This is a genomic window from Neorhizobium tomejilense, assembly GCF_964254135.1.
Lineage (GTDB): Bacteria > Pseudomonadota > Alphaproteobacteria > Rhizobiales > Rhizobiaceae > Neorhizobium > Neorhizobium tomejilense.
This window is the reverse complement of sequence record NZ_CAXUSO020000001.1, coordinates 3,252,315-3,276,004: the sequence shown is the minus strand read 5'-3', so window position 1 is coordinate 3,276,004 and position 23,690 is coordinate 3,252,315. Positions and strand designations below refer to the sequence as shown.

General features: G+C 58.9%; 18 protein-coding genes and 1 pseudogene. 12 read left to right on the top strand and 7 right to left on the bottom strand.

What is annotated here, in order from left to right; genetic code table 11:
- Window positions 1–10: 10 nt before the first annotated feature.
- The 4 genes and pseudogenes from ACSQ3G_RS16380 to ACSQ3G_RS16365 all read left to right on the top strand — a co-directional run.
- Window positions 11–2,164 (top strand): type I secretion system permease/ATPase, encoded by a 2,154-nt coding sequence (locus ACSQ3G_RS16380; protein ID WP_436110781.1) that lies wholly within the window; start codon window positions 11–13, stop codon window positions 2,162–2,164.
- 9 nt (window positions 2,165–2,173) lie between these two features.
- Window positions 2,174–3,514 carry an HlyD family type I secretion periplasmic adaptor subunit gene (locus ACSQ3G_RS16375; protein ID WP_105403132.1) on the top strand — a complete coding sequence of 447 codons (1,341 nt, stop codon included), beginning with the start codon at window positions 2,174–2,176 and terminating at the stop codon, window positions 3,512–3,514.
- Between the two features lie 976 nt (window positions 3,515–4,490).
- Window positions 4,491–4,940 (top strand): acyltransferase family protein, encoded by a 450-nt coding sequence (locus ACSQ3G_RS16370; RefSeq protein ID WP_436110780.1) that lies wholly within the window; start codon window positions 4,491–4,493, stop codon window positions 4,938–4,940.
- A gap of 54 nt (window positions 4,941–4,994) precedes the next feature.
- A pseudogene (locus ACSQ3G_RS16365) lies at window positions 4,995–5,093 on the top strand (IS5/IS1182 family transposase); the annotation flags it as partial.
- Here ACSQ3G_RS16365 and ACSQ3G_RS16360 read toward each other — a convergent pair.
- The gene (locus ACSQ3G_RS16360) at window positions 5,087–6,661 is read right to left on the bottom strand and encodes a hypothetical protein (RefSeq protein WP_436110779.1); all 1,575 of its coding nucleotides are present in this window, start codon (window positions 6,659–6,661) and stop codon (window positions 5,087–5,089) included. The pseudogene ACSQ3G_RS16365 and the gene ACSQ3G_RS16360 overlap by 7 nt on opposite strands.
- A 290-nt stretch (window positions 6,662–6,951) precedes the next feature.
- Between ACSQ3G_RS16360 and ACSQ3G_RS16355 the strand changes: the two genes are divergently transcribed.
- Window positions 6,952–8,526: an O-antigen ligase family protein gene (locus ACSQ3G_RS16355; protein ID WP_436110778.1), complete on the top strand. Its 1,575-nt coding sequence runs from the start codon at window positions 6,952–6,954 to the stop codon at window positions 8,524–8,526.
- Window positions 8,527–8,566: 40 nt separating this feature from the next.
- Here ACSQ3G_RS16355 and ACSQ3G_RS16350 read toward each other — a convergent pair whose 3' ends face one another.
- On the bottom strand, window positions 8,567–9,580 hold the full coding sequence (locus tag ACSQ3G_RS16350; protein WP_436110777.1) for a glycosyltransferase family 2 protein: 1,014 nt from the start codon (window positions 9,578–9,580) through the stop codon (window positions 8,567–8,569).
- Window positions 9,581–9,822: 242 nt separating this feature from the next.
- Here ACSQ3G_RS16350 and ACSQ3G_RS16345 point away from each other — a divergent pair, with 242 nt between their 5' ends.
- Window positions 9,823–11,028, top strand: coding sequence for a glycosyltransferase (locus ACSQ3G_RS16345; protein ID WP_436110776.1), 1,206 nt, complete (start codon window positions 9,823–9,825; stop codon window positions 11,026–11,028).
- Between the two features lie 24 nt (window positions 11,029–11,052).
- Here the strand turns inward: ACSQ3G_RS16345 and ACSQ3G_RS16340 are convergent, their stop codons facing one another.
- The 4 genes from ACSQ3G_RS16340 to ACSQ3G_RS16325 all read right to left on the bottom strand — a co-directional run bounded on the left by ACSQ3G_RS16340 (window position 11,053) and on the right by ACSQ3G_RS16325 (window position 15,700).
- The gene (locus ACSQ3G_RS16340) at window positions 11,053–12,042 is read right to left on the bottom strand and encodes a glycosyltransferase family 2 protein (protein WP_436110775.1); all 990 of its coding nucleotides are present in this window, start codon (window positions 12,040–12,042) and stop codon (window positions 11,053–11,055) included.
- Window positions 12,042–12,797, bottom strand: a complete 756-nt coding sequence (locus ACSQ3G_RS16335; RefSeq protein ID WP_436110774.1) for a P-loop NTPase family protein — start codon at window positions 12,795–12,797, stop codon at window positions 12,042–12,044. Before ACSQ3G_RS16335 ends, ACSQ3G_RS16340 begins: the two co-directional genes overlap by 1 nt.
- 104 nt (window positions 12,798–12,901) lie before the next feature.
- Window positions 12,902–14,392, bottom strand: a complete 1,491-nt coding sequence (locus ACSQ3G_RS16330; RefSeq protein WP_436110773.1) for a GumC family protein — start codon at window positions 14,390–14,392, stop codon at window positions 12,902–12,904.
- Between the two features lie 54 nt (window positions 14,393–14,446).
- Window positions 14,447–15,700, bottom strand: a complete 1,254-nt coding sequence (locus ACSQ3G_RS16325) for a polysaccharide biosynthesis/export family protein (protein WP_436110772.1) — start codon at window positions 15,698–15,700, stop codon at window positions 14,447–14,449.
- 131 nt (window positions 15,701–15,831) lie between these two features.
- Between ACSQ3G_RS16325 and ACSQ3G_RS16320 the strand changes: the two genes are divergently transcribed.
- The 6 genes from ACSQ3G_RS16320 (at window position 15,832) to ACSQ3G_RS16295 (ending at window position 22,084) form a co-directional block, all read left to right on the top strand.
- Complete coding sequence (locus ACSQ3G_RS16320) at window positions 15,832–17,058, top strand: hypothetical protein (protein WP_436110771.1); 1,227 nt, start codon at window positions 15,832–15,834, stop codon at window positions 17,056–17,058.
- 267 nt (window positions 17,059–17,325) lie between these two features.
- On the top strand, window positions 17,326–18,324 hold the full coding sequence (locus ACSQ3G_RS16315; RefSeq protein WP_436110770.1) for a glycosyltransferase family 61 protein: 999 nt from the start codon (window positions 17,326–17,328) through the stop codon (window positions 18,322–18,324).
- Window positions 18,321–18,950, top strand: a complete 630-nt coding sequence (locus ACSQ3G_RS16310; protein WP_436110769.1) for a serine O-acetyltransferase — start codon at window positions 18,321–18,323, stop codon at window positions 18,948–18,950. Before ACSQ3G_RS16315 ends, ACSQ3G_RS16310 begins: the two co-directional genes overlap by 4 nt.
- 28 nt (window positions 18,951–18,978) lie before the next feature.
- On the top strand, window positions 18,979–20,616 hold the full coding sequence (locus ACSQ3G_RS16305; protein WP_436110768.1) for an AMP-binding protein: 1,638 nt from the start codon (window positions 18,979–18,981) through the stop codon (window positions 20,614–20,616).
- Window positions 20,613–20,846 (top strand): phosphopantetheine-binding protein, encoded by a 234-nt coding sequence (locus tag ACSQ3G_RS16300; protein ID WP_046666358.1) that lies wholly within the window; start codon window positions 20,613–20,615, stop codon window positions 20,844–20,846. Before ACSQ3G_RS16305 ends, ACSQ3G_RS16300 begins: the two co-directional genes overlap by 4 nt.
- Window positions 20,846–22,084: a type III PLP-dependent enzyme domain-containing protein gene (locus tag ACSQ3G_RS16295; RefSeq protein WP_436110767.1), complete on the top strand. Its 1,239-nt coding sequence runs from the start codon at window positions 20,846–20,848 to the stop codon at window positions 22,082–22,084. The genes ACSQ3G_RS16300 and ACSQ3G_RS16295 overlap by 1 nt, the downstream gene beginning before the upstream one ends.
- A gap of 28 nt (window positions 22,085–22,112) precedes the next feature.
- On the opposite strand, the gene ACSQ3G_RS16290 is transcribed toward ACSQ3G_RS16295, so the two are convergent.
- Window positions 22,113–23,552 carry an exopolysaccharide biosynthesis polyprenyl glycosylphosphotransferase gene (locus tag ACSQ3G_RS16290; protein ID WP_436110766.1) on the bottom strand — a complete coding sequence of 480 codons (1,440 nt, stop codon included), beginning with the start codon at window positions 23,550–23,552 and terminating at the stop codon, window positions 22,113–22,115.
- Between the last annotated feature and the right edge of the window lie 138 nt (window positions 23,553–23,690).

Below are 23,690 nucleotides of genomic sequence, written 5' to 3'. Positions count from 1 at the left end.
GGGGGGAAACATGTCGGATGTCCAAAAAAGGGCCGATCTTGAACAGGCCCACGATCACGATGAAGGTCAGCAACCTGCCGGTGAGGAAATCTATGAAAAATTGGAGCGCGCTGTGGACGAATGCCTGAAATTGTCACCCGGTGGCGCAGCCCCTTCAGCAACGATATCCAGACTGGAACCCAGAAACGCATCGCAGAACCCATCCCGGCCGAATGAAAACTCCGCCGGAGCCGATATTCTGCCCATGCCTGCCAATGACAGGATCATCGAACCGGAAATCGAGCCGAAGCCAACGGTGCGCGAAGCGACGGAGGCGAAGGCGCCGGAAGGCATGATCACGATCGATGCCGACACCGGACCCTTGCGGACCGAAACAAAGACCTTCGGAAAATCGCCGTCAACCGGCGGCGGCCGCGGCGGCGACGGAACGTTTCACAAGCGTCTCGCCCCCGTCGACTTCTCGGCCAGCCTGCGCGCAGGCATCAATGCCGTGCGGCGGAACCTGGCGGTCGTCATGCTGTTCACCATCGCCAGCAATGTCCTGGTGCTGGCGATCCCGATCTACCTGTTCCAGATATCGGACCGGGTGCTGACCAGCCGCTCTCTCGACACCCTGATGATGTTGACGATCGTGATCGTCGGTGCCGTCATCCTGCAGGCTGCCTTCGATGCGCTTCGGCGGTTCATCCTGATGCGGACCGCGGTGGAAATTGCGGCACAGCTCGGGGCACCGATCCTGAGCGCGGCGGCCCGCGCCTCGCTTCAAAGCAATGGCCGCGAATATCAGGTACTCGGCGATCTTCAGCAGGTTCGTTCGTTCCTGGTCTCCAGGACCTTGCTCTCGTTCCTCGATGCGCCGATCGCCCCTCTGTTCGTGGTGGCGGTCTTCCTCATCCATCCGCATCTGGGTCTGATCGTAGTCCTGACGGCCCTCATGCTGCTTGTTTTCACCCAGATCAACCAGCGCATGACGGCCGAGCCGTTTGCCGAAGCCAATACGGCGCAGATAAAGGCCAATCTTCATCTGGAATCGATGTCGCGTAATTCGCAGATCATCAATGCGCTCGCCATGATCCCCGAGACGGTACAGATCTGGGGCAAGGATACCGCCACCTCGCTGAAGTCGCAGGTCATTGCCCAGGACCGGAATATCACCATTGCGGCCATATCGAAGGCCTGTCGTCTTCTGACGCAGATCGCGATGCTCGGCTGGGGCGCCTACCTGTCGATCGAAGGGCAGATCACCGGAGGCATGGTGATTGCGGCGTCCATCATTGCGGGTCGCGCGCTGGCGCCGATCGAAGGGGCCATCGAAGGATGGAGCCAATACAGCCAATCCCGCGCGGCCTACGGTCGAATAACGGCGCTGCTGAAATCCTCACCCTTGAATTTCGACCGCCTGAACCTGCCGAAACCCGAGGGGCGCCTCGATGTCGAACGCCTCCTTTATGTGCCGCAGGGCACCAAGCGCGTCGTGCTCAACGGCGTTTCGTTTGCCCTGCAGCCAGGAGATTCGCTGGCGATTATCGGCAATTCCGGTGCTGGCAAGACCACTCTTGGAAAAATGCTCGTCGGATCGATCCTGCCGACATCGGGCAGCGTCCGCCTGGATCTGATGGACCTGAGGAACTGGGACCAGCGGCAGTTCGGCGAAAACATAGGCTACCTGCCGCAGGATGTGCAGCTCTTTCCGGGCACGATCAAGGCCAATATCGCCCGCATGCGGCAAGATGCGGACGACGAGCAGATTTACCGCGCCGCGATGCTGGCTGATGTTCACGAGATGATCGCCAGCCTGCCCCACGGATACGAAACCGTGGTTGCGGCGGATGGCTCTCCCCTTTCGGGCGGCCAGAAGCAGCGCATCGCGCTCGCCCGGGCATTCTTCGGCGATCCGAGGATGGTGGTGCTGGACGAGCCGAATTCCAACCTCGACAATGCGGGTGATGCGGCGCTGCTTCATGCACTTGAGCATGCCAAGGAACACAAGATAACCGTCGCGACGATCACGCAACGTCCGGCACTCCTCAGCAACGTCGACAAGGTTCTTCTGCTGGTCAACGGCACCGTTGCGCTGTTCGGGATGCGGGCGGATGTGCTGAAGGCCATCGAGGCCCGCGGCATCGATATCAATACCGGTTCATTCGGCCATCTGTTGCAATAGGGGTTGGGCATGTCTGCTGTTGCCAAGGTACACGATCTCGAATGGTACTCGGAGGTTCCCCGGTCGGTCTGGAAACAGACGGTGACCGGTCTGGCGCTGACGGCCATAGCGTTTGGCGGTTTCGGCACCTGGGCTGCGACGGCTCCGCTTGCGGCGGCCGTCATTGCACAGGGCAGTTTCGTCGCAACCGGCCGCAACAAGATCGTGCAGCATTTCGAGGGCGGCATCATCAGGGAGCTGCTGGTCAGCGAGGGTGATCAGGTTGTCGAGAACCAGCCGGTGGTCAGGCTCGACGAGACCGCATCGCAGGCCAAGAAACGGGAATTCTTCCTCAGGCGCGTCAGGCTGGAGGCGACGGCCGCCCGGCTTACCGCTCAATCCGAGGGCGCCGACTCCATGGCGATTTCGCCATACCTGAACGACTTCAGGGATGACCCGGATGTTTCCGCGATCATCCTCACCCAACAGCTCAACTTCAAGGCCCAGCGCATGAAGCTGGCGACCGAGCTTTCCCTGCTGAAGCAGAACATGAAGGCGCTGGAGTTCCGCAGCGAAGGCTATGTCCGGCACCGCGAGGCCATGTCTCGCCAGCTTGCGATGCTCAAGGAGGAATACGATATCAAGCGGGTCCTGTTGACCAAGGGATTGCTGCGGGCAACCGAGGTCAGAGCGCTTCAGCGGGCGATCGCCGATGCCGAAGGGCAGATCGGCCGGCTGGAGGCGGAGGTATCGGAAACCGGGGCCCAGCTCCTGAAGGGGCAGCAGGAGATCATGCGCGCCGAGGAGACATATCGGGAGGAAGCGCTCGACCGCCTGCAATCGATCCAGGGCGAGCGTGATACTTCACGTGAACAATCCCGCGAAGCCGACGACGTTCTGCGCCGTGCGACGATCCTTGCTCCGGTGTCCGGTACCGTCGTGCGGACATATTACCATACGACCGGCGGCGTTATCGAAAGCGGCAAGGGGATCATGGAGATCCTGCCTGCCGGCGTGCCGCTGATCATCGAGGCAAAGGTGCCTCGCAACGAGATCGACAGCGTCAAAGTCGGCCAGAAAGCCACGGTCCGTCTCATAGCGTTGAACCAGCGCACGACCCCGGTCCTGGAGGGCGAGGTGTTCTATGTCTCGGCGGACGCAATGGAGGATAGCAAGGCGGGGCTCGCAAACCACGACGTCTACGTCGCGCGCATCAATATCTCGTCCGACGAGATCGCCCGGATCAAGGGGTTTACTCCGCAACCCGGCATGCCGGCGGAAATCATGATCCAGACTGCGGTCAGAACGTTCTTCAGTTATCTGGTCAAGCCGATTGTGGACAGCATGTCGAGGGCGTTCACGGAGCGCTGATAAGCCCCATCTGCTCGGGCCTACGCCAGGGGGCTACCTCTTAAGGCGTAGGCTCGCTGCTGTCTTCAACGCGTCCTCGCGAAGCCATTCGCCTTTACAGGCTTCCATCCGGCGCTCCGGAGACGGGCGGCAGGCTGGTTTTCCTCGCTTGTTCCTAAAAGAAACCCTCGCCGATGAAACAGCGAGGGCGTCCGCAAGACGGGAAATACTCGAGGCTGACAGGACGCCTCGGGCAACATAACACCACGAGCGTTGACAAATGTCAGGTTCACCAAAAGGAGAAGGCCCGACCGTTTTTCCCGTTCGAGCCTTCAGCAGTCTGTTTGGCAGAAGTATTATTCCTTTATCTGCAAGAGACATCAACTCAATCAAAAGGATTAGGTTCTCTCATTCGTTGTGGATAGGATAAAATTTAATAATCACAGGTTGTTTTCTATTTTTACATGCGCGGCTTCGGGTGAAGTACACGAAACTCGACGGCAATTCGTTCGGCGTTTGGCTGGCTAAATTAGGCGTTCGAAAATTACACTTGAGGTGTGGCCTGATTGCAATATCGTCGATCTATGATTGTGTTATTTTATAGTGCGGACTTGAGCAGAACGCCTCGGGTTTCGGCGTAGTAGACTGGCCGGCTGCCCCCTAGGCAGCCGGCCAGTTGTTTGATCGATACTTTCATCGCGATGCCTTCGGTGCTGTGCCATGAAAGCGTGAATATTCCGGCCCCGTGAATCATACAGGCCGACAGCGTCGACAAAGATCTGACGATCGTGTCTGTTGATCTTCCTTCCAAGATCGTAGTTTCGGACGCCACCATTCCTGGTGGCTTTCACGCTTTGGCTATAGATGACATCCGCCGTCGGGCTGGCTTCTTCACTCTCCAGCTCGTAGGCCTCCCAATCGGGCGGAAAGTCCTCCGGCTCTGTGAACCGCACCATCCTCGGCCGGACAGACTTCTGAGCGTGATGGCCTATTGGGCATGGCGGGTGCCGAAACTGGTGCCGCTTTTCGGAGCCTTGCCGGGATAATCTTTCTAGCCGGCGTCTCCTCGGGTAATGCCTTTGGCGTGGTCTGCTCGGCCGCCGCATTCGTTCTTTTCGGCTCGGCGGTGTCCGGGCGGATCAGTTCCGGGCTGAACTGGCGATGGCTGCAGTTCCTGGGGTTGATCTCCTACTCGCTCTACCTGACCCATAACCTGGTTATAGGCGCGGTGTTTCGGGTAGCCGCGATGGTCGGAGCCGTCTCGCCGCTGGAGGTCCTCATTTGGTGGATCGTGTCGCTGCTCTGCTGCGTTGCCTTTGCCGCTACATTCTGGCTGCTGATAGAGCGGCCCAGCATGGAGTTGTCGAAGCGACTCGGCCAGCGCAAGGCCCCAGATTTGCCTCCGCAGAACGTCGCTCTTCTCACCGTTCGGCATCTGCCGCAATGATGTCGCGCCTTGCTTCCGCGTCGGGAGCGTCCTGGCCGGCTCGGCGATGGATGAAGGCTGGCGAAGGACGTCGAGAAATCCGTTGCCTCAGCAGCGGCGTGGATCGCTCATACACGCCGCATGACGATACGGCCGGCGGGAGATTGCTATCGCGCAATCCTTACGGAGCCCGATTCTGATTGGAGCTCCCTCCGCATGAGGATCTTCTCTATTGCCAGCCACTTGGGATTACTGTCGCTCTCATTTTCCAACAGCCCCCAACTGCCCCACTTGCTGGCATACGTCATCGAAGAATATAGGGCATAGGCATCTCCACCGGATCGCTGCCAGATATTCAGATGGAGGAGGTAGAGTTCACCCATCCGTCTGTCACGATTTGCCGCTATGAAGAGGTTCGTCAGCCTCTCGTTGTTTTCCGCACCACTATGTCCGACAAGATGTTGTCCGCCTTCATAGGCGTAAAGCTTGACGCCATATTTCCTGGCAACGGAAGCCTGCGTCTCGATCATCTTCCGATTGTCGTTCAATACATCCCGTTCAAGTTCCGTGAACAACTGGGCCAAAGGCCATCTGGAAACCTGTTCGGTTCGCTCAGGCGACCCGAGACCGCCGCCGAAATAGGGCGCGATGGCAAGGACGTCCGCATGCGCCCGCACGCCCTTCCACGATAGTATCGTTTCACTGGTCCAATCATTTACGGATTGAGCGGCATAAATCCCAACGATCCTTTGCGCCTGTCCGCGAAATACGTCTTTCCAGATGGCAAGAATTTCCGTTGTCCGCTGGGCGTAATAGCGGAGTTGGGCTTCGAACTCATTGCTCGACAGTCCCAGCGCGAGCCCCTTTTCCTTCGCATACTCGGCTTGGCCGAAGCCGGAATTCCAGACTTCGTTGGAATACTCCACATTCACCACCAGGTTTCCGTCCAGGCCGTCTTTCACCTGCTGTGCGAACCGGCGGATGTAATCGTCATCGGCCTGGTGAGGCATGTTGAACCAGGGGTCGATTTGTAGCTCGTTACTCAGTTCGATCATGTACTCGAGCGGCGTTCCGGCATCGGATTTACCGAAGTGGCCGACGCGCGGCCGATCATCCCAGCTGCGGACCGTCGAGTTATTGGTAGCCATCCAATCCATGAAGCGTAGCGTAGACATGCGCTTCAATCGCTTGAGGAAGGGCTCGCGAAATCGTTGTGTCGGCCTTTTGCCTCGTTCGTAGACACGGATGTTGCGGACCGGATCGGAAGGATCGGTTTCCATCATGATTGTGGTGAAAGCCGCGTCCTTGCGAAGATTGCGCACATCATCGCGTCCAGGCAGACGCGCCTCCAGTTCGGCGCCGTCGCGATATCCGAGTTTTCCCTTGCCATCATAATAAACTGAGAGGTTCACAGGCAGATTTCTCCGTTCACGAGAGAAAATCAGGGCGCTCTCGATCGTGGAGTTCTCCGGGACGCTCAAGGGGTAACCGTCGGGTGTCATCGGCGGCAACGGCGTGTCCCATGTAAAGGGCGCACCTTTGATCTGCAAACGCCAGCGCGAGGCGTTATAGGCCAGGTCGGAGAAAGCCTGCTCGGTCGCCCAATAGTTCATCGGGCTTAGGTTCACGCCCAAACGGCTTGGATAATCCTCGCGGGCCGAGGCTTGCCCAAGCGAAAAGCCGTTGAAAGGTTCGCTGGCTGCAAGACCTGCCAGCATTTGAAGAAGCGTTCGGCGGTTCACGGCAGATGTCCTCCGTATTCGCTCGGATATCTATTGCAGTGCTTGTCGCGGAACGTAGCCGTCCACTGCCAATGACGAGATAATACAAGGCGCCCGCAAGCAAGGTGCGCATTAGTCGTATGCCGCCTCCAAAGTTAGTAGGTGGAAATTCCTTTTACCGTGTGGCGACCTGCAGCCGAATGAGTAGCATTTCCCGTAGCGGGATACTTTGCTCGATAGCGGCAGGTGGCGGGGATAGAGACAATATGCAGGCGCTCCTCAGATCATTGCGGCGAGGCAAGAGACGTTAGATGCCAGAATTCCTGCGCTCTCTTGTCTATGTATTGATAGTTACTGCCCCCGCCCTTTATGTCGGCGGGAAGATAGCGGTGCCGATAATCGGCCTGGCTGAGTTCCGCCTTTGGCGAAATTGTTGGCTGCTGGCGACCGTCATCACCTTTCTATCCAGAGGCTTTTTTGACTTTGCCGTCGCACTGGCTTTCGTGAGCTTTTATGTTCACCGACACTCCCGGCAGCCGGCTTTTTTCTATATAGTCCTGATGTTCGTTGCACCCTGCGTGCCTATCCCCAGCGGCATACCCGGCATCTTCAACAAGATCCTCGAGCTTGACCCTCCTCGTTGGCTGGCGATTACAATTCTCCTGCCGATTGCGCTCAGGTTATTGAGGGACCGAGGCACTCGGGAAGTTCGGGGCTTGGATGTTCTTGTGATTGCCTTCGTCGGCTATACCTCGCTGCTTTCCGTAAGGTTGGGAGATTTCAATGCCATTCTTCGGGTTCTGGCCGGCAATTTTCTCGATATCTGCCTTCCTTACTTTGTCTTCAGCCGAGTGATCCGCTCCAGTCTTGATATGAACAAAGCGCTTCTCGCCTTCGTAGTCGGCGTGCTGCCCCTGAGCGCCATCGGGGTTCTGGAGATATCGAAAAGCTGGCGGCTCTATTATGTCGTCGTCCAGGAATGGGACGTGGTTCTCATAACCGCCTATCTTTTTCGAGACGGGCTCTTGCGTGCTTCGACCACGTCTATCGAAGCGATCGCATTCGGCTTCGTCTGCATGACCGGGGCTGGTTGTCTCCTGGCTCTTCGAACCCCAGTCTCGCTGGGTGCCTGGCGTTATGCGGCACTAGGGATACTGGTGCTCGGGCTGCTTTCGAGCGTGTCACGAGGCCCGTGGTTGGGTTTTGCATTCTGTATCTTGTTCTTGACCATCACCAGCCCGAAGAGGTCTTTCAGACTTGCTCTTGCAGGTTTGCCGGTGGTGGGCGCGTTGCTGTTCCTGCATCCCCCATTTCTTGACCGCTTCATAAACCTGCTTCCGTTTGTCGGATCGGCAGACAAGAGCAGCGAAACTTACAGATCCAGCCTTTTCGAAAATTCCTTGATAGTCATCCAGCGTTATCCGCTGTTTGGTTCGGATTCATTCCTGAAGGAACCAGAGATGCAGACCATGATACAAGGGCAGGGCATCATTGATATAGTGAATACTTACCTGCAGGTGGCGCTATATTACGGCTTAATCGGATTGTTTCTGTTTGTCTTGTATTTTGCCTTGATTTCATCAAAGCTGGCTCACAAATCATTCGGAGATGGCTTGGATCAGGTGAACTGCAAAGCAGTTTTAGGTATCCTGGTAGCGATGCTCCTGGTGATCATTACAGCCAGCAGTGTGTCTTTCATACCCTATATATATTGGACTTTCTCCGCCATGTGCGCCGCAATTCTCGCTCCGAACTTCGCCAGAAACCGGGAAAATCTTCCACTGCAGGTCACGAGACGTCTGAAGGTCGTTGGCTTGAACCCGGTGGCCCACCAGGATTTTCCGGACGATGGCAGAAAGAAGATGCGAGTGTTGGGGATGCACTGAAGGGACGCAAGCGCGAACCTTCGACATATATTGATTTGAACTATTTATACTCGATGATCCCCTGTCGACGATTGATCAGCCGGTTCAGGTAGAACTGCGCGATGCCCTGCATTTCCGGGAATTTGCCCAGGACGTCGAAAGTTGCGAAAAGCAGAGTATTCTCGAGCGCCGGTCGCGTACGCCGAGCCAGGCGCCACAGCTGAAGCGGATAGAGCAGCAGAAGCGCCAGGGCGGCAGGATGAAAAGCCGCGCCCGCGATTGCGACCAGCGGCAGCAAGCCGCCCCAGAAAACTGCGCGGCGGAGATTTTTCGTCCATATCCGGGATGGCGATGTCCGATGGAGATGAGATACCTGCGCATAGGCATGCCCGCAACGCACGCTTCTCCGCCACCATTGGCTCAGGCGGCTTATATCCGCATCGTGGCGTGTCATTTCGGAAGGGAGGCGCCAGATCTTCCAGCCTCTCTCGCGCAGGCGGACGCAAAGTTCCGGCTCCTCTCCCGCGATCAGCCCCGCGGAGTAACCTCCGAGATCCCTGAGGACGAAGGCTCTGATGAGGATATCGCCGCCGCATGCCTGGACTTCGCCCGGGGTCCCATCCCATTCGCGGTCGCACATGGCATTGAAGATGGTGCGTTCCGGATACCGTTCGCGCCGTCGTCCGAAGACCAACGCAACATCCTTGCGCATGACCAGAAAGGTCGTGGCTGTCGCTATCCATCCGGTGTCGAGTTCGCAGTCCCCATCCAGGAACTGCACAAAAGCGGTTTCGGGCCAGCGCCGCATGACGGCGTCGAAACCTGCATTGCGCGCGCGCGCCGCGGTGAAGGGAATTGTCATATCCAGCGGCACTACCTCCGCGCAGAGGCCGGCCGCCGCTTCGACGCTTCCGTCGGACGAGGCCGAATCCACGTAGACCGTGCGGTTGCGATGGGTTTTGAGCGAACTGAGGCAGTCGATGAGACGCTGTCCTTCGTTGCGTCCGATCACCACGATGCCGACATCGGCGCCGATCCCGGTATAGCCGCGGTGCCTTAGGATATCTGCGTCCATGTGTGCTTGTTCCCGGCCGTTGGTTTGGCGGTCGTCGCCAGTCGCGATCTCGGCCTGCCAACCTGGTAAGCCTATATTCCATTTGTAGAATTCGAGATCGCGGCTGTAAATTTACCTCTTTGGTGGAAGCCGATGCCGCGGCCCTAAGCTCTTTGTCCCACTGAGCCTCCGAAGCCCTTTTTGATATACCGGTTCCAAGGGGAATTGCCGACGATCGGCAAAGATGAAGGGATGTTCGTGGAATGCGGATTGCGTATTTCACCAACCAGTATCCGGCGCCGAGCCACACGTTCATACGGCGCGAAATCGTAGCGCTGGAGGCGAGGGGGAATCGGGTCCAACGATATGCGGTGCGTCCTTTTCGTGGCGTGCTGAAGGATTCCGACGACATCGCAGAAGCTCGACGTACCAGGCATATCCTGCGCAGCCCGATGATACGGGCCATGGCGAGCGTCGCCCGCCAACTGCTTTCCCGCCCCGGGAATTCCTTGAAAGCACTGGGAACTGCGTTCCGGTTCGCGAGGACGGCCGGCGGACGTTACCCGCACCACCTCGTATATTTCTTCGAAGCGATGATCCTGGCCGATTGGTGCCGCAGGGACGAGATCGATCACCTGCATGTGCATTTCGGCACCAATCCCGCGACGGTTGCGACACTGGCGCATCAAATCGGCGGCATGAAGTTCAGTTTCACCGTCCACGGGCCGGAGGAATTCGATCGGCCCGAAACGCTGGGGCTCGGCGACAAGATCAAGGCTTGTTCATTTGTCGTCGCCGTCAGCTCCTATGGACGCAGCCAATTGCTGCGCTGGGCCGACCTTGGAGATTGGCGGAAGATCGAGGTCGTTCATTGCGGCATCGACCAGCGCTATCTGAGCGACGACGTGGACGTGCATGGCACCAGCCAACGTCTTGTCTGCATTGCCCGGCTGTCCGAACAGAAAGGTCATCTCCTTCTGCTGCAGGCGGCGGCAAACCTGCGGGCCGAGGGGATGTGCTTCCAACTCGTCCTGGTCGGCGACGGCCCGTTGCGGGCTGAAATAGGACACGAAATCGAACGGCTCGGCCTCGGCGATACGGTCGTGCTGACCGGCACGATCTCGCAGGACGATGTGCGCAGCGAAATCCTTCGGGCCAAGGCTCTGGTCCTGCCGAGTTTCGCGGAGGGCCTTCCCGTTGTGCTGATGGAAAGCATGGCTCTGAAGCGCCCGGTGATCTCGACCTATATCGCCGGCATCCCCGAGCTGGTTCAACCGGACAATGGCTGGCTGGTTCCCGCCGGCGATCTGGAGGCGCTGACCGGCGCAATGCGGCAGGCGCTGTTCGCAAGCGATGTCGAGTTGTTTCGCAAAGGCGAGGCGGGGCGGCGCCGGACGCTCGAACGGCATGACATCAACAGATCGGCGGCGGCGCTGGAAATACTGATGGCCCGACCGGCAGTTGTTTAAACCGGTCGGTATTTGCGAAGGCGGTCAGACCCTGCGAAACGGCCCTGAATGACGAATGAAATCCTGCAGCAGATGTGGCGGTCCGCTTGAGGGCTTGCCTTCTGCGAGAAGGCGGATGCGCCAGGCGATGTGTCCGCAAAGCCAGGCAAGGTCGGAAAGGACCGAGAATGCGGCTCCGTGATGCTTGAGATGGTAGCGCCGCCGGGACTCGAACCAGTAGGCTGGCCGCCTGGACGGCTTGACGTGTCGCGTCACGCCCGTCGACTGGCCGACCAGGTGGATGATGCGGCTTTGCGGCACGTGCCAGCAGGACCATCCGGCGCGCGCTGCCCGGATACAGAAGTCGACCTCCTCGTAATAGAGGAAATACCCTTCGTCGAGCATGCCGATCTGGTCGAGGACCTCTGTCCTGATCATCAGGCTGGCCCCGGAAACCCAGTCGATCCGGCTTGGCTCCTTCGGCATGTCGGGAACGATACGCCAGCGCCCGAGCAGGCGGGTGACCGGGCCGAGCCTGGCCTCGCTTTCGAATTCATTGGCAATAGAAGGAAAGCGGAAAGCGCAGGCCTGGCCCCGCCCGTCCGGATGTTCCAGACGGCTGCCGGCAATGCCGGCATCAGGCTTGCCGTCCATGAATTCCACCAGACGGGTAATGCTGCCGGGGCGGGCGATGGTATCGGGATTGAGGAGCAGGACATAGTCCGGCCGGCCGAAGTTCGCCGTGGCATACTCGATGCCTCGGTTGTTGCCGTAGGCAAAGCCACCATTGGTCTCGAGCGGGAGACATACGGCGTTCGTCCAGCCGTTCTTCTCTATGGCGGCCGCAATGAGTTCGGCCGAACGATCGCCGGAGCCACCCTCGACGGCAACGATCCGTGTCCCATCCGGAACCGTGCCCGGCACGCTCAAGGAGGCAAGGCAATCGATGGTCAGATCGGCGGTCCGATAGTTGACGATGACGACGACCAGTTTCAGCCGGGAGGCGTCGTCTTGCCGGCTATGTTCGACGTCCATCAAAGGCCGTGCCTCTTCGTCTTGTTCAGGACCACCTGCATGTTTTTTTCGGAGCCGAGATAGCTCCGGCAGATTTCCAGTTCCGAAAGCCTTGACTTACCGATGGCGAGTACGATCACGGCGGTGTCCGACATATCGACGAACGGGATCACCTCGTCCGAACTCAACATCGGCGGTAGATCGAAGAGAACGATCGTCGGCTTCAGCATCTGTCGCGCGAATTCCACCTGCGCCGTCATGCGGGCCAGGTCCGCCGGCAGGGGAATTCTGCCGGGCCCCCAGGCGGTGCGCAGCAGATGGCAATGAAGGCCCCGTATATCCAGCGTCGTCAGCCATCCGCGGATCGGGTCCTCCAATGGCGGACGAGGCGGCAGTCCGAGTATGTTGCCGATTGCGGGATCCCGGAAATTTGCGTCGACCAGCAGAACATTGGATCCGGGTACGCGGGCAAAGCTGAGCGCCAGATTGATGGCGGTTACTGTGGTGCCGCAGCCGATCGTCGGGGCGGTCACGGAGATCACCCGCGTGTCCTCATCCCTGTGTTCGGTCAGCAGCTGGTTTCGCAGGACGTCATAGGCGTGTGCTATCGAACTGTCGCTGTCGAAAGCGATGATGCGATTTGCATACAGAAAGGTGGGAGAGACCGGCGAGAGATCCGGCGGACATTCCTCGTAGGAATGGATTCCATTGACCGAGCCGTTGAGATAGCCGGCATTCAGCTCGGCGAGACCGGTGCTGTCCAGTCTTTCCGCCATTCTTCCTCGAGCTGAGATATTCTTGATGATTTCCATAAAATTCCCTGCCCTATCCCATCGGTGCGAATTTCAACTAAAGGCGGTCCGGCCGGATTGGTGTGATGTCACCCTCCCGCGATCGGACTTGGGTTGGTGAATGCGGAATTGCGGAATGCCTTGGCTATGCGTCGCTTCGGCTTCCAATGTGGAATGACCACCAGAGTTTCTCCCGCCAGAGCGCGGCTGAGATCAAACGTGCCGCGAACGGTCCGGTCAAACAGATGCCCGGCGTAAATTCCTGCAGCCGCGGCCATCGCCGCTGCGGCGCAAGCCGCGCCGGCCAAATGAAGCCGCCGCGGTCCTGAAGCAATTTTGGCAACTTCCGGCTCCTCGATCACCTCGATCTGCAGGGCGGCATCGCCTTCCTCCAGGCGCTCGCCGAGACGCGCGGCATCGAGCTTGGTCTGCATCTCGTCCATGTTTCGCTGCAGCGAGACCTTCTCGGCTTCGTTCGCTTCGATCTGCGCTCCAACTTCGGGAGCGTGAGAGATGAGCTCCCGCAGCCCGGCGATGCGTTCGACGAGGGACTTCCTTTGTGCGAGGTTCTGTTGCTGGCGTGGCTTTGCCATTGCGATACGTTCAGCAATCAGCATGAGTTCGGGTGAAAGCGTCTTGATCTGTTCCGGCGTCGGCATGGTCGCCGATCCATCGCGCGGTGCGGCGGGTGCAACCTGAGTCCGCATCTCTTCGAGACGCTGCTTCATGGCACGGATTTGCGGATGGGTATCCGAATAAATGATGGACTTCACTGCGAACTCACGCTCAAGCTCGATGAGCTGCCCATGAAAACGCGTAACCTCTGTCGTCTGCCCGGGACCAATACGCAGCTGCGCCTCATAGATCCCGATCTCTTCATTCAACGCAATGGCCGCCCGATCGAGCGTCGCGAGTTCCAGTTCCTTGGTCTGAAGCTCGATCAGCAGGGTTGGGATCCGGGTGGGATGGGACTCCTTGTTTTCTTCGAGATATCTGGTCCAGGCACCTTCCCTCTCGTGGAGGCGTTGCGTGACGTTATTGACTTCCTGCGTCAGGAACTTGGTCGCTTCCGAAGCACGCGCCGTGCGGATGCGCCGGTTTTCTTCGATGACCTGCGACACGAGGTCCGACACCATATTCGCGGAAACGACGGGATCGTCATATTTAAAGCCGATCCTGACGGAGGCATTGCTTGCGGTGCGGTCGGCTCCGTCGGTCACCGATATCTGGAGCGTGATGTTGTTGCGTATCACGGCGGCAAAATTGTTCTTGGCCAGGGTCTCGCGCAGATCCGGAAAAAGACCATGCTTGTCGGCCAGCGCCAGCAGGCTGTTGCGTGACATTACCCGTTGCTCGATGAATAGCAGGCGGTCGTTCGATACGGTCGGCGATACGAGCGTTGTCGGTATCTGCTGGAATTCCATCAGCAGCAGCGCGTCGGAGTAATAGCTCCGAGGCATGGCGTAAATGAAGTAGGCCCCCACTATAAGGGTAACCAGAGCGGGCACGATGGCATAGAAGGGTCTGGCGAGTGCGATCTCGATAAAATAAAGAATATTGCGTCCTAATTCATTGATCATGCTGTCGCCTCATTGCTTCGCGTACGAAATACGTTGGTCATCACGAAGTCTCCCTTATCGAGCCGCTCTCGTCGTTAACCCGGACGTACGGCTTCCGACCTGGGCCACTGGCTGTACCGCTCCCGCATCCCGGTTGTTCGCGGGATCGCTGTAGGCCACGCGCAGCAGGTCGCCGGGCAGGATCGGGGTCATCTCGGTTGCGGCGAACTCCCGTGTTTCACCGTTGACGGTCCGCACGATCTGATAACCGAGCATCCGGCGCTCTCTTTGCTGGTTCGAGGCGGCGTTCTCGCCATAGATCGTCATGATCCGCGTGCTGTCGGCAAGCCGCGCCGCGGCCTCCTCCTGTTCGCGCTGGGCTGCATTGAGTTCGACCAGCAATTGGGTCCGTTGCGCCTGGCGTGCGCTGTCATAACGGGCGAGTTCCGCCATTTTCGCCCGCTCGGCGACTGCGATTTCAGAGGTCAATCGGCTGACCTGTCCCTCGAGTTCAGCGACCGTGCCTTCCTGGACCATCTGCTGGGAACCTTCGGTCACGCCCTTGGCGACGAGCCCGTTGATGCTCTGGAGGCGACGCCTTGCCAGGTCTATCCGTTTCGTCAGGGTATCGGCCTGCTCCTGCATCGCGAGGCTGTTTCGCTCCGAGAGCTGGCTGGCCTGGGTCTGGGCTTTTTCCTCCATGGCGAGCGTTTCCATCCGGGCATTCAGGAGCGATTGTTCCTGGGCAAGGGCCGGATCGGCGGCGAGGGTTTCGGCCGTGCCGATGGATTTTTCTCCGCGCATTTCCGCCTCCAGGCGGGTGATGCGTGCCCGCAGTTCCTGCAGGCGTTTTTGGGAGTGTTCGACTTCGCGTTTTACCACAACCGACCGGTCCTGATCGGCGGCCAGCAAGGGCGTGCGATACACGCCGCCGGCGACACTGATGCCATGAAGGACGGTCATGTTGGCCCGATACGCATATTCGCCGGGGTTGTCGACTTCGCCGAGGACATAGATCAGCTGCGGGTTCTGGGAATTGGGACGCAGCATGATCGTGAGATTGGGGCTGTCCTTGAAATAGGTCTTCAGCCGCCCGAGAAGTTGCGCTTCCAGTTCCGAAAGGGAAAGGCCCGCGCTCTGAATATGGCCCGCGAGCGGGAACGACAGCCACCCATCCGGAGCAATGACGACTTCGCGGGTAAGCTCAGGCTCCTGAGCAATCCATACCTGCAGCGTATCTCCCGGCTGCAGGCGATAGGTCGTCTGAGCTGAAACGTCCCCAAATGTCAGGCAGAGCAAAAGCCCCGCGAGACTCGTTATCCCACGCATACAGACCCCCAATGATCGGTAACCCCTTCCCGTCCAACTGGGACAAGACGGTTTATACTAGGGCGGCCTTCGACACCTGCAAACAGAGCACAAAGAGGTAAGCTTCCGGTCTCGAGTCCTCCATCTAACGGATGAGCCTGAAAGTACTAATCGACTTTAAGATGAGCGCATCGCGCACGGAGCCGCTTGCGAAACGACCGGCCGACCTTAACCAATATCTCCTGGGGGCAAAGGTGGTTCAGCCGAGCGGTGCGGCCATGCCTGCGCGGGCAACGACCGTGGTGCTTAACAAACGTCGGAGACCATTCCAAATGTGTTTTTCGAGGATTTTGACGGCCGCTTTCGCAACATCTACGGTCGGTGCGCTCGCACTTGGCGTGGCCATGTTCAAGCCTGATCCAGTTAGCGCCGAGCGTGATCTCGATGCTCCACTCCGGGCCTTTTCGGCCGGCAACCGAGATCATATCCTGCTGTCCGGGCACAGCCTGACTGATCAACCCTATCCCGATCATTTGGAAGGGATCGCCCGGCAGGAAGGGATTGCCGTGTCTTGGAGGTTGGAGAACCTGACCGGTTCTTCAATCCAGCAACGAACCGCCGGGCTCGTCCGACTGACCGACGAGCCTTACAACGTTCTCATCATCACCGAACAACATCGTGTTCTGGATGCGTTGATGTGGAGCGAAACTGTTCGTTACCTCCATGGCTACCACCATGCGTTCACCACGGCAAATCCAGCTGGGATCACATATTTCTACACCCCCTGGATAAGCCTTTCGTCTTTAGCGGATCCCCATCCGTGGATCGAATACGAGAGGCTGGCTCTGCCCGTCTGGCGATGCGTCGTAAACCGGGTAAACGATAAGATCGGGGCGGCTGGCCGAAAAAACCATATTCACTTCATTCCGACATCGCTTGCGCTTGCCGAGCTCGTCGCGCGTCTGGCGTCCGATCCAGCCTTTAGCGGGTTCGAGGATTGGAATGCGGCGGACCGCTTGAAGGCAATCTTCTCCGATGAGGTTCATCTGACGGAACTTGGATCCTACTACGTGGCCGCCGTAAGCTTCGCGGCGATCTACGGAGTGGATATCCGTCAGCAAAGGCCGCCCGCCTTGCTGGATGCCCGGCAAGCCGACGCGCTGAGGCTGTTTGCTGCCGACTTCATGCAACGCTATCGGGCAACCAGGATGAATGAAGCGCGTGATTGCAAGGCGCCGGTCTCGCTCGCCTTCGCGTCCCACTACGCGAACTATGTGGCGCGCGCCTACCCTCGTGAGGGCAGCTATCTCATTACAGAGTTGCTACGCATCCGGAATATTGTCCGTTTTACCTGGCGCTTCAGGAAAAGCCTGGAGTGAAACGGCTAAGGTGATTGCCTCAGTTCAGAGCCGACGGCGGGGCTTCGGGAGGCCTAGGGAGCCAACGTTGCCCGATACGCCGAAATGAGTAACCCGATAGCCCAAAGACTAGCGGCGAAACCATTGGCAGCTATGCGAATATCTTCGCTGGGATGCGGAGTTTCGCACAAGGAAAGCTCCCCTTGTCCGATGCTGATTGTGCCTTGCGAGGATAGTTGATTGATATCTTTTTTGCCGATTGTGCATTCTTTGAGAAAGATTGCCGGGATGCCTTTCCCGGATATCGAAGCGGTTGCGGTCGATCGCTGGACGATTGCCCCGCAGACCCGGCGCTTCATTCGCCCCGCAAAGTTTCTGCCGCATCATCTCGACCGTATAAAGGGCACTCAATTCGGGCCGGTCACAGAGATCGTGAAGGGCTTTCGTGGAAACTACGAAACCACTCAGGAGGCCACGGTCGGTTACCGGATCAAGAATGTCGACCTCATCGATGGCGTTCTCTATGCGCCGAAGTCTTCGAAGAGCCTCAGACCCCGCAGCCGCCGGATGCCTGTCTATGTGCCTCCCAAGCACTCGACCACCGGTGCGCTGTTCGAGAGCTGGGTCGGCAATCGCTGGTTCGGCAACTGGCTTTCGGATGATTGCCTGACCTATCCATTGGCGGAGGAATACGAAACTCCGATAACGACGCGGCCGATCACGCGGGGGCACGAGCCGCAATATGCCGCCAAACTCGATCTCAAGCCGATCTATGTCAGCGACGTCCATTTCGACGAGGTCATCCTCTTCAGGGACAAGGGGCAGAACGAGGGCAAGAAGAAACGGGCCGATCAGGTTCGCGAAAAGCTTCTGGCATCGGCGCCACCTTTTCCCTTTCATCCTGGCGTCTTCATCCTGCGGGGGAGCAAGGGCGAAAGCCGCCTGCTGTCGAACGAGGCCGATATCGCCGAACAGTTTGCGAAGAAATGCGGTTTCCGGATCCTCGATCCGATGACCTCGTCGGTCGACGACATCATCCACGCCTGTGCCGGAGCCCGCATCGTCGCAGGTGTGGAAGGCAGCCATCTGGTTCACGGGCTGATGATCATGCCGCCGGATTCGGCCCTGTTCGTCATCCAGCCGGCAGATCGGGTGGTCTCGGTTCTCAAGGTCATGACCGATCGTCAGGGACAAGGCTATGCCTTCGTCGTCGGCGAGGGAACCTGCGAGAACTTTCGGGTCGAGTGGAGTGATATCGACCGCACATTGGAGATGGTGCTCGCATGACTTCACGGCTTCGTTTTCTCTATCCTCATTCCGCGGCGATGAGTGACCATAAGGGTGCGGCATCCCAGCACGCCCCTCCCGCCTCGTTTCGCGAACTGGTGCGGAAGGACTACGAGCGCCACGGCAGGAGGGTCCTCAATGCCGGCTTTATCTCGCTGCTGGTCTATCGCTTCGGCCGGTGGGCGGGGAGCCTTCGGAGCCACTTTGCCAGACGGTTTTTCCAGAAGATCTACGGCGCGATCAACATGGTCGTTTCGACGCTTACACGGGTGTGGATACCGGCAGAGGTGACGCTCGGCGAGGGTTTTCACATCATCCACGTAGAGGGATCGATTTCGATCCACCCTGACTCGGTGATCGGAAAACGATGCGGCATCATGCACAATGTGACGATCGGCACGAACATGAGCGCCGGTGCACCCAGGATCGGCGATGACGTCTTTATCGGGGTGAACTCCACCATTCTCGGCGATATCCGCATCGGCGACCGGGTACGGATAGGAGCCAATACAGCGGTCTCCACGGACGTGCCGTCGGATTCGATCGTCGTCGGTTCCCCGGCCAAGATTTATCCCCGCCTCGGCCCGTTTTCGAGCGAACAGACCAAGACCGATGCCAGTCCCTGATTCCACTCACCCGCTGGAGGAGTTTGCCATGAACGCGTTGACCACCAACTTCTATCAGCTTCTGGCTGATAACCTCGTCTCAAGGCCGGGCAAGCCCGCGCTCATCGACGGTCATCGCGCCGCGAGCTATGCCGCGGTTGCGGCCGAAGTGGACCGGCTGGCGGGTTATTTGCAAAGCCGCAATATCCGGCCGGGCGACCGGGTGATCGTGCACCTGCGCAAGAGCATCGCCGAGGTTACCGCCATGTTCGCCATCGCCAAGGTGGGTGGGGTAATCGTCAACGTCAACACGCAATGGACGGTCGAGCAGCTCGAATACGTGGCTAACGACTGCGGCGCGCGCCTGCTGATCGTCGAGGCAAGGGTCGCCGAGGCTCTCGGCGCGCGCAAGCTACCCGACACGGTCGACAATGTTCTGGTCAAAGGCAAACTGCCGGCCGACGCCATATTCGACGTCTGGGATAATCTTCCGGAAGACCTTTCAGGCGACGAGATCGCCCGCCTCGACACAGAACTTGCGATGATCATCTACACGTCCGGTTCGACGGGCATGCCGAAGGGCGTGATGCTGACCCATCGCAACATCGTTGCCGGCGCCCGCTCGGTATCGCGCTATCTGGGCTTGAGGGAAGACGACCGGCTGCTCAGCGTCCTGCCCTACAGCTTCGACTATGGCCTGAATCAGCTGACGACAATGATGCTGATGGGCGGTACCGTCGTGCACCAGGCGGTGCCGATGGCCACCGAAATCGTCCTGGCCATGCAGCGGCATCGGGTGACCGGGGTGGCCGCCGTGCCGCCGCTCTGGAGCCAGATCGTGCGGCTGCTGAAGGACAATCCCGTGGAATTTCCGGCGCTCCGGCGGATCACCAATTCCGGCGGCAAGATTTCGCTCAACATCCTGGAGCAGATACCTCGGGTCTTCCCGGATGCGGATGTCTATCTGATGTACGGGCTGACCGAGGCTTTCCGCTCGACCTATCTCTCGCCGCAGAAGTTTGCCCGCAAGATGGGAGCTATCGGTCAGGCGATCCCCGGTGCCGAAATCTATGTCATCAAGCATGGCGAAGGCATCGCCCATCCCGGCGAACAGGGCGAACTCGTTCATCGTGGCCCGCTTGTCAGCCTTGGATATTGGGGCAAGCCGGAGGTCACGGAGCAGAAGATCCGGCCGTGTCCGGAACTCTGGCACCTGATCGGCGACGAACCGGTCGTCTATAGCGGTGATATCGTCCGGATTGATGCCGACGGCGACCTCTGGTTCATCGGCCGCAACGACGCGATGATCAAGACCAGCGGCTTCCGCGTCAGTCCGGATGAGATCGAGGATCTCGTCTGCCGCAGCGGCGTGGTGGCGGAGGCGGTCGCCTTCGGCGTCGACGACGAGGAACTGGGGCAAACGGTGCATGTGGCGATAACCCCGATCGGCAAGTTCGACGAGGAGGCCCTGCTGCGCTACTGCCGGCGCGCGATGCCGTCCTACATGGTGCCACGGCAGTTCCATGTCTGGCCGGAAAGCATGCCGCGCACATCGAGCGGCAAGCTGGCGCGGCCGGATGTCGTGCGCCTTTGTCGCGAATGGATGCAAGGCGGGGAAATTGTCTTCAGCGCGCCTCCGCCGGCAGCTCAAATCAAAGTGACCGAAACACGGGAGAACCTGCAATGAGCCTTACCCATGGAAAGTTGATTGGTTATCTGCGGGAATCTCTGAATATCGCCCATGCCGACAGCGAGAGCGAACTGTTCTCCTCAGGCCTTCTCGATTCCGTTTCGATGGTGAACCTCCTGGCATTCGTCGAACAAACGACGGGCCTTTCCATTCGCGCCGAAGACGTGACGCTCGAAAATTTCGATACGCCGGAGCGGATCATCCGTTTTGCGGAAGCCAGCGCCTGATGAACCATTTCTCGGCGCTCGATGTCTGGCTGCAGAGTGCGGCGGCATCATTCGGAACCCCCTCCTATGTCTATCTCGCATCGGCGATCGAGAGCCGGGCAGCGCTCCTGAGGCAAGCTTTCGAGCAACGCTTCGCATTGAGCTTTGCCGCCAAAAGCAACCCTAACCCGGCTCTGCTTTCCCTCATGAAGGGCCAGGCGGAATATCTCGACGTCTCCTCGATCGGGGAATTCAGGACGGCGATAACGGCTGGGTGGGAGGCTGAGCGCATCAGCTTCACAGGTCCCGGAAAACGGCAGTTCGAAATCCGGGAGGCGATAGAAGGTGGCATTGGTGAACTGATCCTGGAATCGGTGCGTGAGGCGGTGCTTGCGAATGCGGTCGCCGGCGAGTTCGGACGTGTGCAGCATGTCCTGGTGCGCATCGCGCCGACCACGGTTCCCAAAGGATTCGGCGACCAGATGGCCGGCCGGCCGTCAGCCTTCGGCATAGACTGGGAAGATATCGCACGGGACATCCCCGACATTGCGGCTCTGCCCAATCTCAAGATCGTCGGACTGCACATCTATTCCGGCACGCAATGCCTGAAGCCGGAGGCTATCTGCGAGAACTATCGCAACTTCATCGGCATCTTCCGGGACGTTTGCGAAGCCTACATTCCTCGGCCGGAGAAGCTGGTTTTCGGATCAGGGCTTGGAATTCCCTATCACGACGGCGACTTGCCGCTCGACCTCTCCGCGGTCGTTGCCGGCATCGCAGGGGATCTCGATGGTCTCAAGGCGCTGCCGCAATTTGCCGAGACCCGGCTGGTGCTGGAGCTCGGGCGGTATCTTGTCGGCGAGGCCGGATATTTTCTGACGCGCGTCGTCTCGGTCAAGGAATCGCGCGGCGTGCGGATCGGCATCTGCGATGGCGGCATGAACAACCACCTGCCGGCTTCCGGCCATTTCGGGATGGTGATGCATCGGAACTATACGATGCACAAGGTCGGCGGGCAGGGCGAACCGGAGAAAATCAACCTCGTCGGGCCTCTTTGCACGTCGATCGACCGGCTCGCTGTCGGGGTGATGCTTCCGCGGATCGAAGAGGGTGATCTTGTTGCCGTTCACAACAGCGGCGCTTACGGGCTGACGGCAAGCCCGATCCATTTCATCAGCCACGCGCCGCCCTGCGAAGTTCTCGTCGAGGCCGCCGGCATGCGCGATGTGACACACATTCCGGCACTCCCCTCGGCGTAGCGCCTGCCCAAAATCCCGCAGTACAAAATCAGTAGGCTTTGCCGAAATCGCAGATCTCGATCGCGGTGCGGACGACGATCTTCATATCCAGCCAGAACGACCAGTTGTTGATGTACCAGAGGTCGTGGAATATCCGCTCTTCCATCTTCTCGATGTTCGGCGTTTCGCCGCGGCAATTGTTGATCTGCGCCCAGCCGGTCAGGCCGGGTTTGACGTGCCGCCTGAAGGCGTATTTGGCGATCTGTGCGTCATAGAGTTCATCGTGGGCGAGCGCATGCGGGCGGGGGCCGACGATCGACATCTCGCCGCGAAGGACGTTCCAGAATTGCGGCAGCTCATCGATGCTCGAAGCGCGGATGATAGCCCCGACTTTCGTGACGCGGGGATCTTTCCTGGTCGCCTGGCGAATATCGCCTGAATCTTCCATGACGGTCATGCTGCGGAACTTCAGGATTCTGAACGAGCGGCCGCCGTGTCCCTTGCGGACCTGCTTGAACAGCACGGGACCTTTGGAATCACATTTGATGGCGATCGCCACTACCAGCAGCAACGGAAACAGCGAGAGGATGGCGGTCAGCGAGAAGACGATGTCGAATGCCCGCTTGGTGCCGCGTTCATAGAGGTTCAACGGTGGCCGCTGCGTCTGAAAGGCAGTCATGCTGCCGATCTTGCGGGCAGGAGCGCTGGTCAGCCGGCCGACGACGCCATCGAAGATGACATTGACCGGAAAAGCCGAGCGCCTGAGTTCGCCAAGATAGAATTCGAGATTGGAGACGTTCGGGTCCCGCCAGACGATGAATACTTCGTCTATGCCGTCGGTCTCGCTTTGCCTCAGTCTCTGCAGCGCGTTCGCGGGCAGCAGATTTTCATCAGAGAGGCGTATGATCTGCGCGAGGGTCATGCCGCTTGTGGCCGCCTGATGCTGCCAATGTTCGGCCGAAAACTCCTCGTGGCAGATCAGCAGTACCCGTTTCATCTTGAAGGAGGCCGCAGCTGCCGCCGATGGCAGATACCAATGCCAGAACAGGCGGGTGCAGATCAGCCCGGACAGCGAGATGACGGCGGTCATCAAGATCGCCCCGCGCGAGAACGTCGTGCCGATCTTCAGAAAGAAGATGACGGTCAGCAGGAAGGCAAGGGCGCTTGGGATAAGAATGCAGATCAGCCGGATCTGCGGCCTCAGGAGCTGAATGCTCTCCGGGCTGTAGGCCTGGGCGCTGTGCATGGCGAGCACGAAGATCGTCGATAAAACGAGGCCGATGCCGATGAAAAGCGAAGGATCGGGCGCAGATCCGAAAACGGCATACTGATAGCCCGTGAAGCCGACACCGGTCGCTCCAAGAAGGTAAACGAAGTCCGCCGCGGCGGCCACATAGGCAATAACATGATATTCGAGCCCTCCGTGCGGAGGCTTGTGCTCATACGATATGTAGTCATTTCCGATGTTCGGTTCAAATGGTGTGATCATCGTTAAAAAACCCCTACCAGCGGTACGAGTATAGCCGAGGAGAGGGTGGGCACAATGTATCCTGCCTACCTCCTAAGAATGATCTCCCTATTACCTACTTTTGTTGCTGGAATGATTGAGTACAATCCTTTGTGTATA

Excerpts from the sequence above, each read along its gene's own strand:
- ACSQ3G_RS16380 (WP_436110781.1), top strand. The coding sequence starts at position 11 with ATGTCGGATGTCCAAAAAAGGGCCGATCTTGAACAGGCCCACGATCAC.
- ACSQ3G_RS16375 (WP_105403132.1), top strand. The coding sequence starts at position 2,174 with ATGTCTGCTGTTGCCAAGGTACACGATCTCGAATGGTACTCGGAGGTT.
- ACSQ3G_RS16370 (WP_436110780.1), top strand. The coding sequence starts at position 4,491 with ATGGCGGGTGCCGAAACTGGTGCCGCTTTTCGGAGCCTTGCCGGGATA.
- ACSQ3G_RS16355 (WP_436110778.1), top strand. The coding sequence starts at position 6,952 with ATGCCAGAATTCCTGCGCTCTCTTGTCTATGTATTGATAGTTACTGCC.
- ACSQ3G_RS16350 (WP_436110777.1), bottom strand. The coding sequence starts at position 9,580 with ATGGACGCAGATATCCTAAGGCACCGCGGCTATACCGGGATCGGCGCC.
- ACSQ3G_RS16345 (WP_436110776.1), top strand. The coding sequence starts at position 9,823 with ATGCGGATTGCGTATTTCACCAACCAGTATCCGGCGCCGAGCCACACG.
- ACSQ3G_RS16340 (WP_436110775.1), bottom strand. The coding sequence starts at position 12,042 with ATGGACGTCGAACATAGCCGGCAAGACGACGCCTCCCGGCTGAAACTG.
- ACSQ3G_RS16335 (WP_436110774.1), bottom strand. The coding sequence starts at position 12,797 with ATGGCGGAAAGACTGGACAGCACCGGTCTCGCCGAGCTGAATGCCGGC.
- ACSQ3G_RS16330 (WP_436110773.1), bottom strand. The coding sequence starts at position 14,392 with ATGATCAATGAATTAGGACGCAATATTCTTTATTTTATCGAGATCGCA.
- ACSQ3G_RS16325 (WP_436110772.1), bottom strand. The coding sequence starts at position 15,700 with ATGCGTGGGATAACGAGTCTCGCGGGGCTTTTGCTCTGCCTGACATTT.
- ACSQ3G_RS16320 (WP_436110771.1), top strand. The coding sequence starts at position 15,832 with ATGAGCCTGAAAGTACTAATCGACTTTAAGATGAGCGCATCGCGCACG.
- ACSQ3G_RS16315 (WP_436110770.1), top strand. The coding sequence starts at position 17,326 with ATGCCTTTCCCGGATATCGAAGCGGTTGCGGTCGATCGCTGGACGATT.
- ACSQ3G_RS16310 (WP_436110769.1), top strand. The coding sequence starts at position 18,321 with ATGACTTCACGGCTTCGTTTTCTCTATCCTCATTCCGCGGCGATGAGT.
- ACSQ3G_RS16305 (WP_436110768.1), top strand. The coding sequence starts at position 18,979 with ATGAACGCGTTGACCACCAACTTCTATCAGCTTCTGGCTGATAACCTC.
- ACSQ3G_RS16300 (WP_046666358.1), top strand. The coding sequence starts at position 20,613 with ATGAGCCTTACCCATGGAAAGTTGATTGGTTATCTGCGGGAATCTCTG.
- ACSQ3G_RS16295 (WP_436110767.1), top strand. The coding sequence starts at position 20,846 with ATGAACCATTTCTCGGCGCTCGATGTCTGGCTGCAGAGTGCGGCGGCA.
- ACSQ3G_RS16290 (WP_436110766.1), bottom strand. The coding sequence starts at position 23,552 with ATGATCACACCATTTGAACCGAACATCGGAAATGACTACATATCGTAT.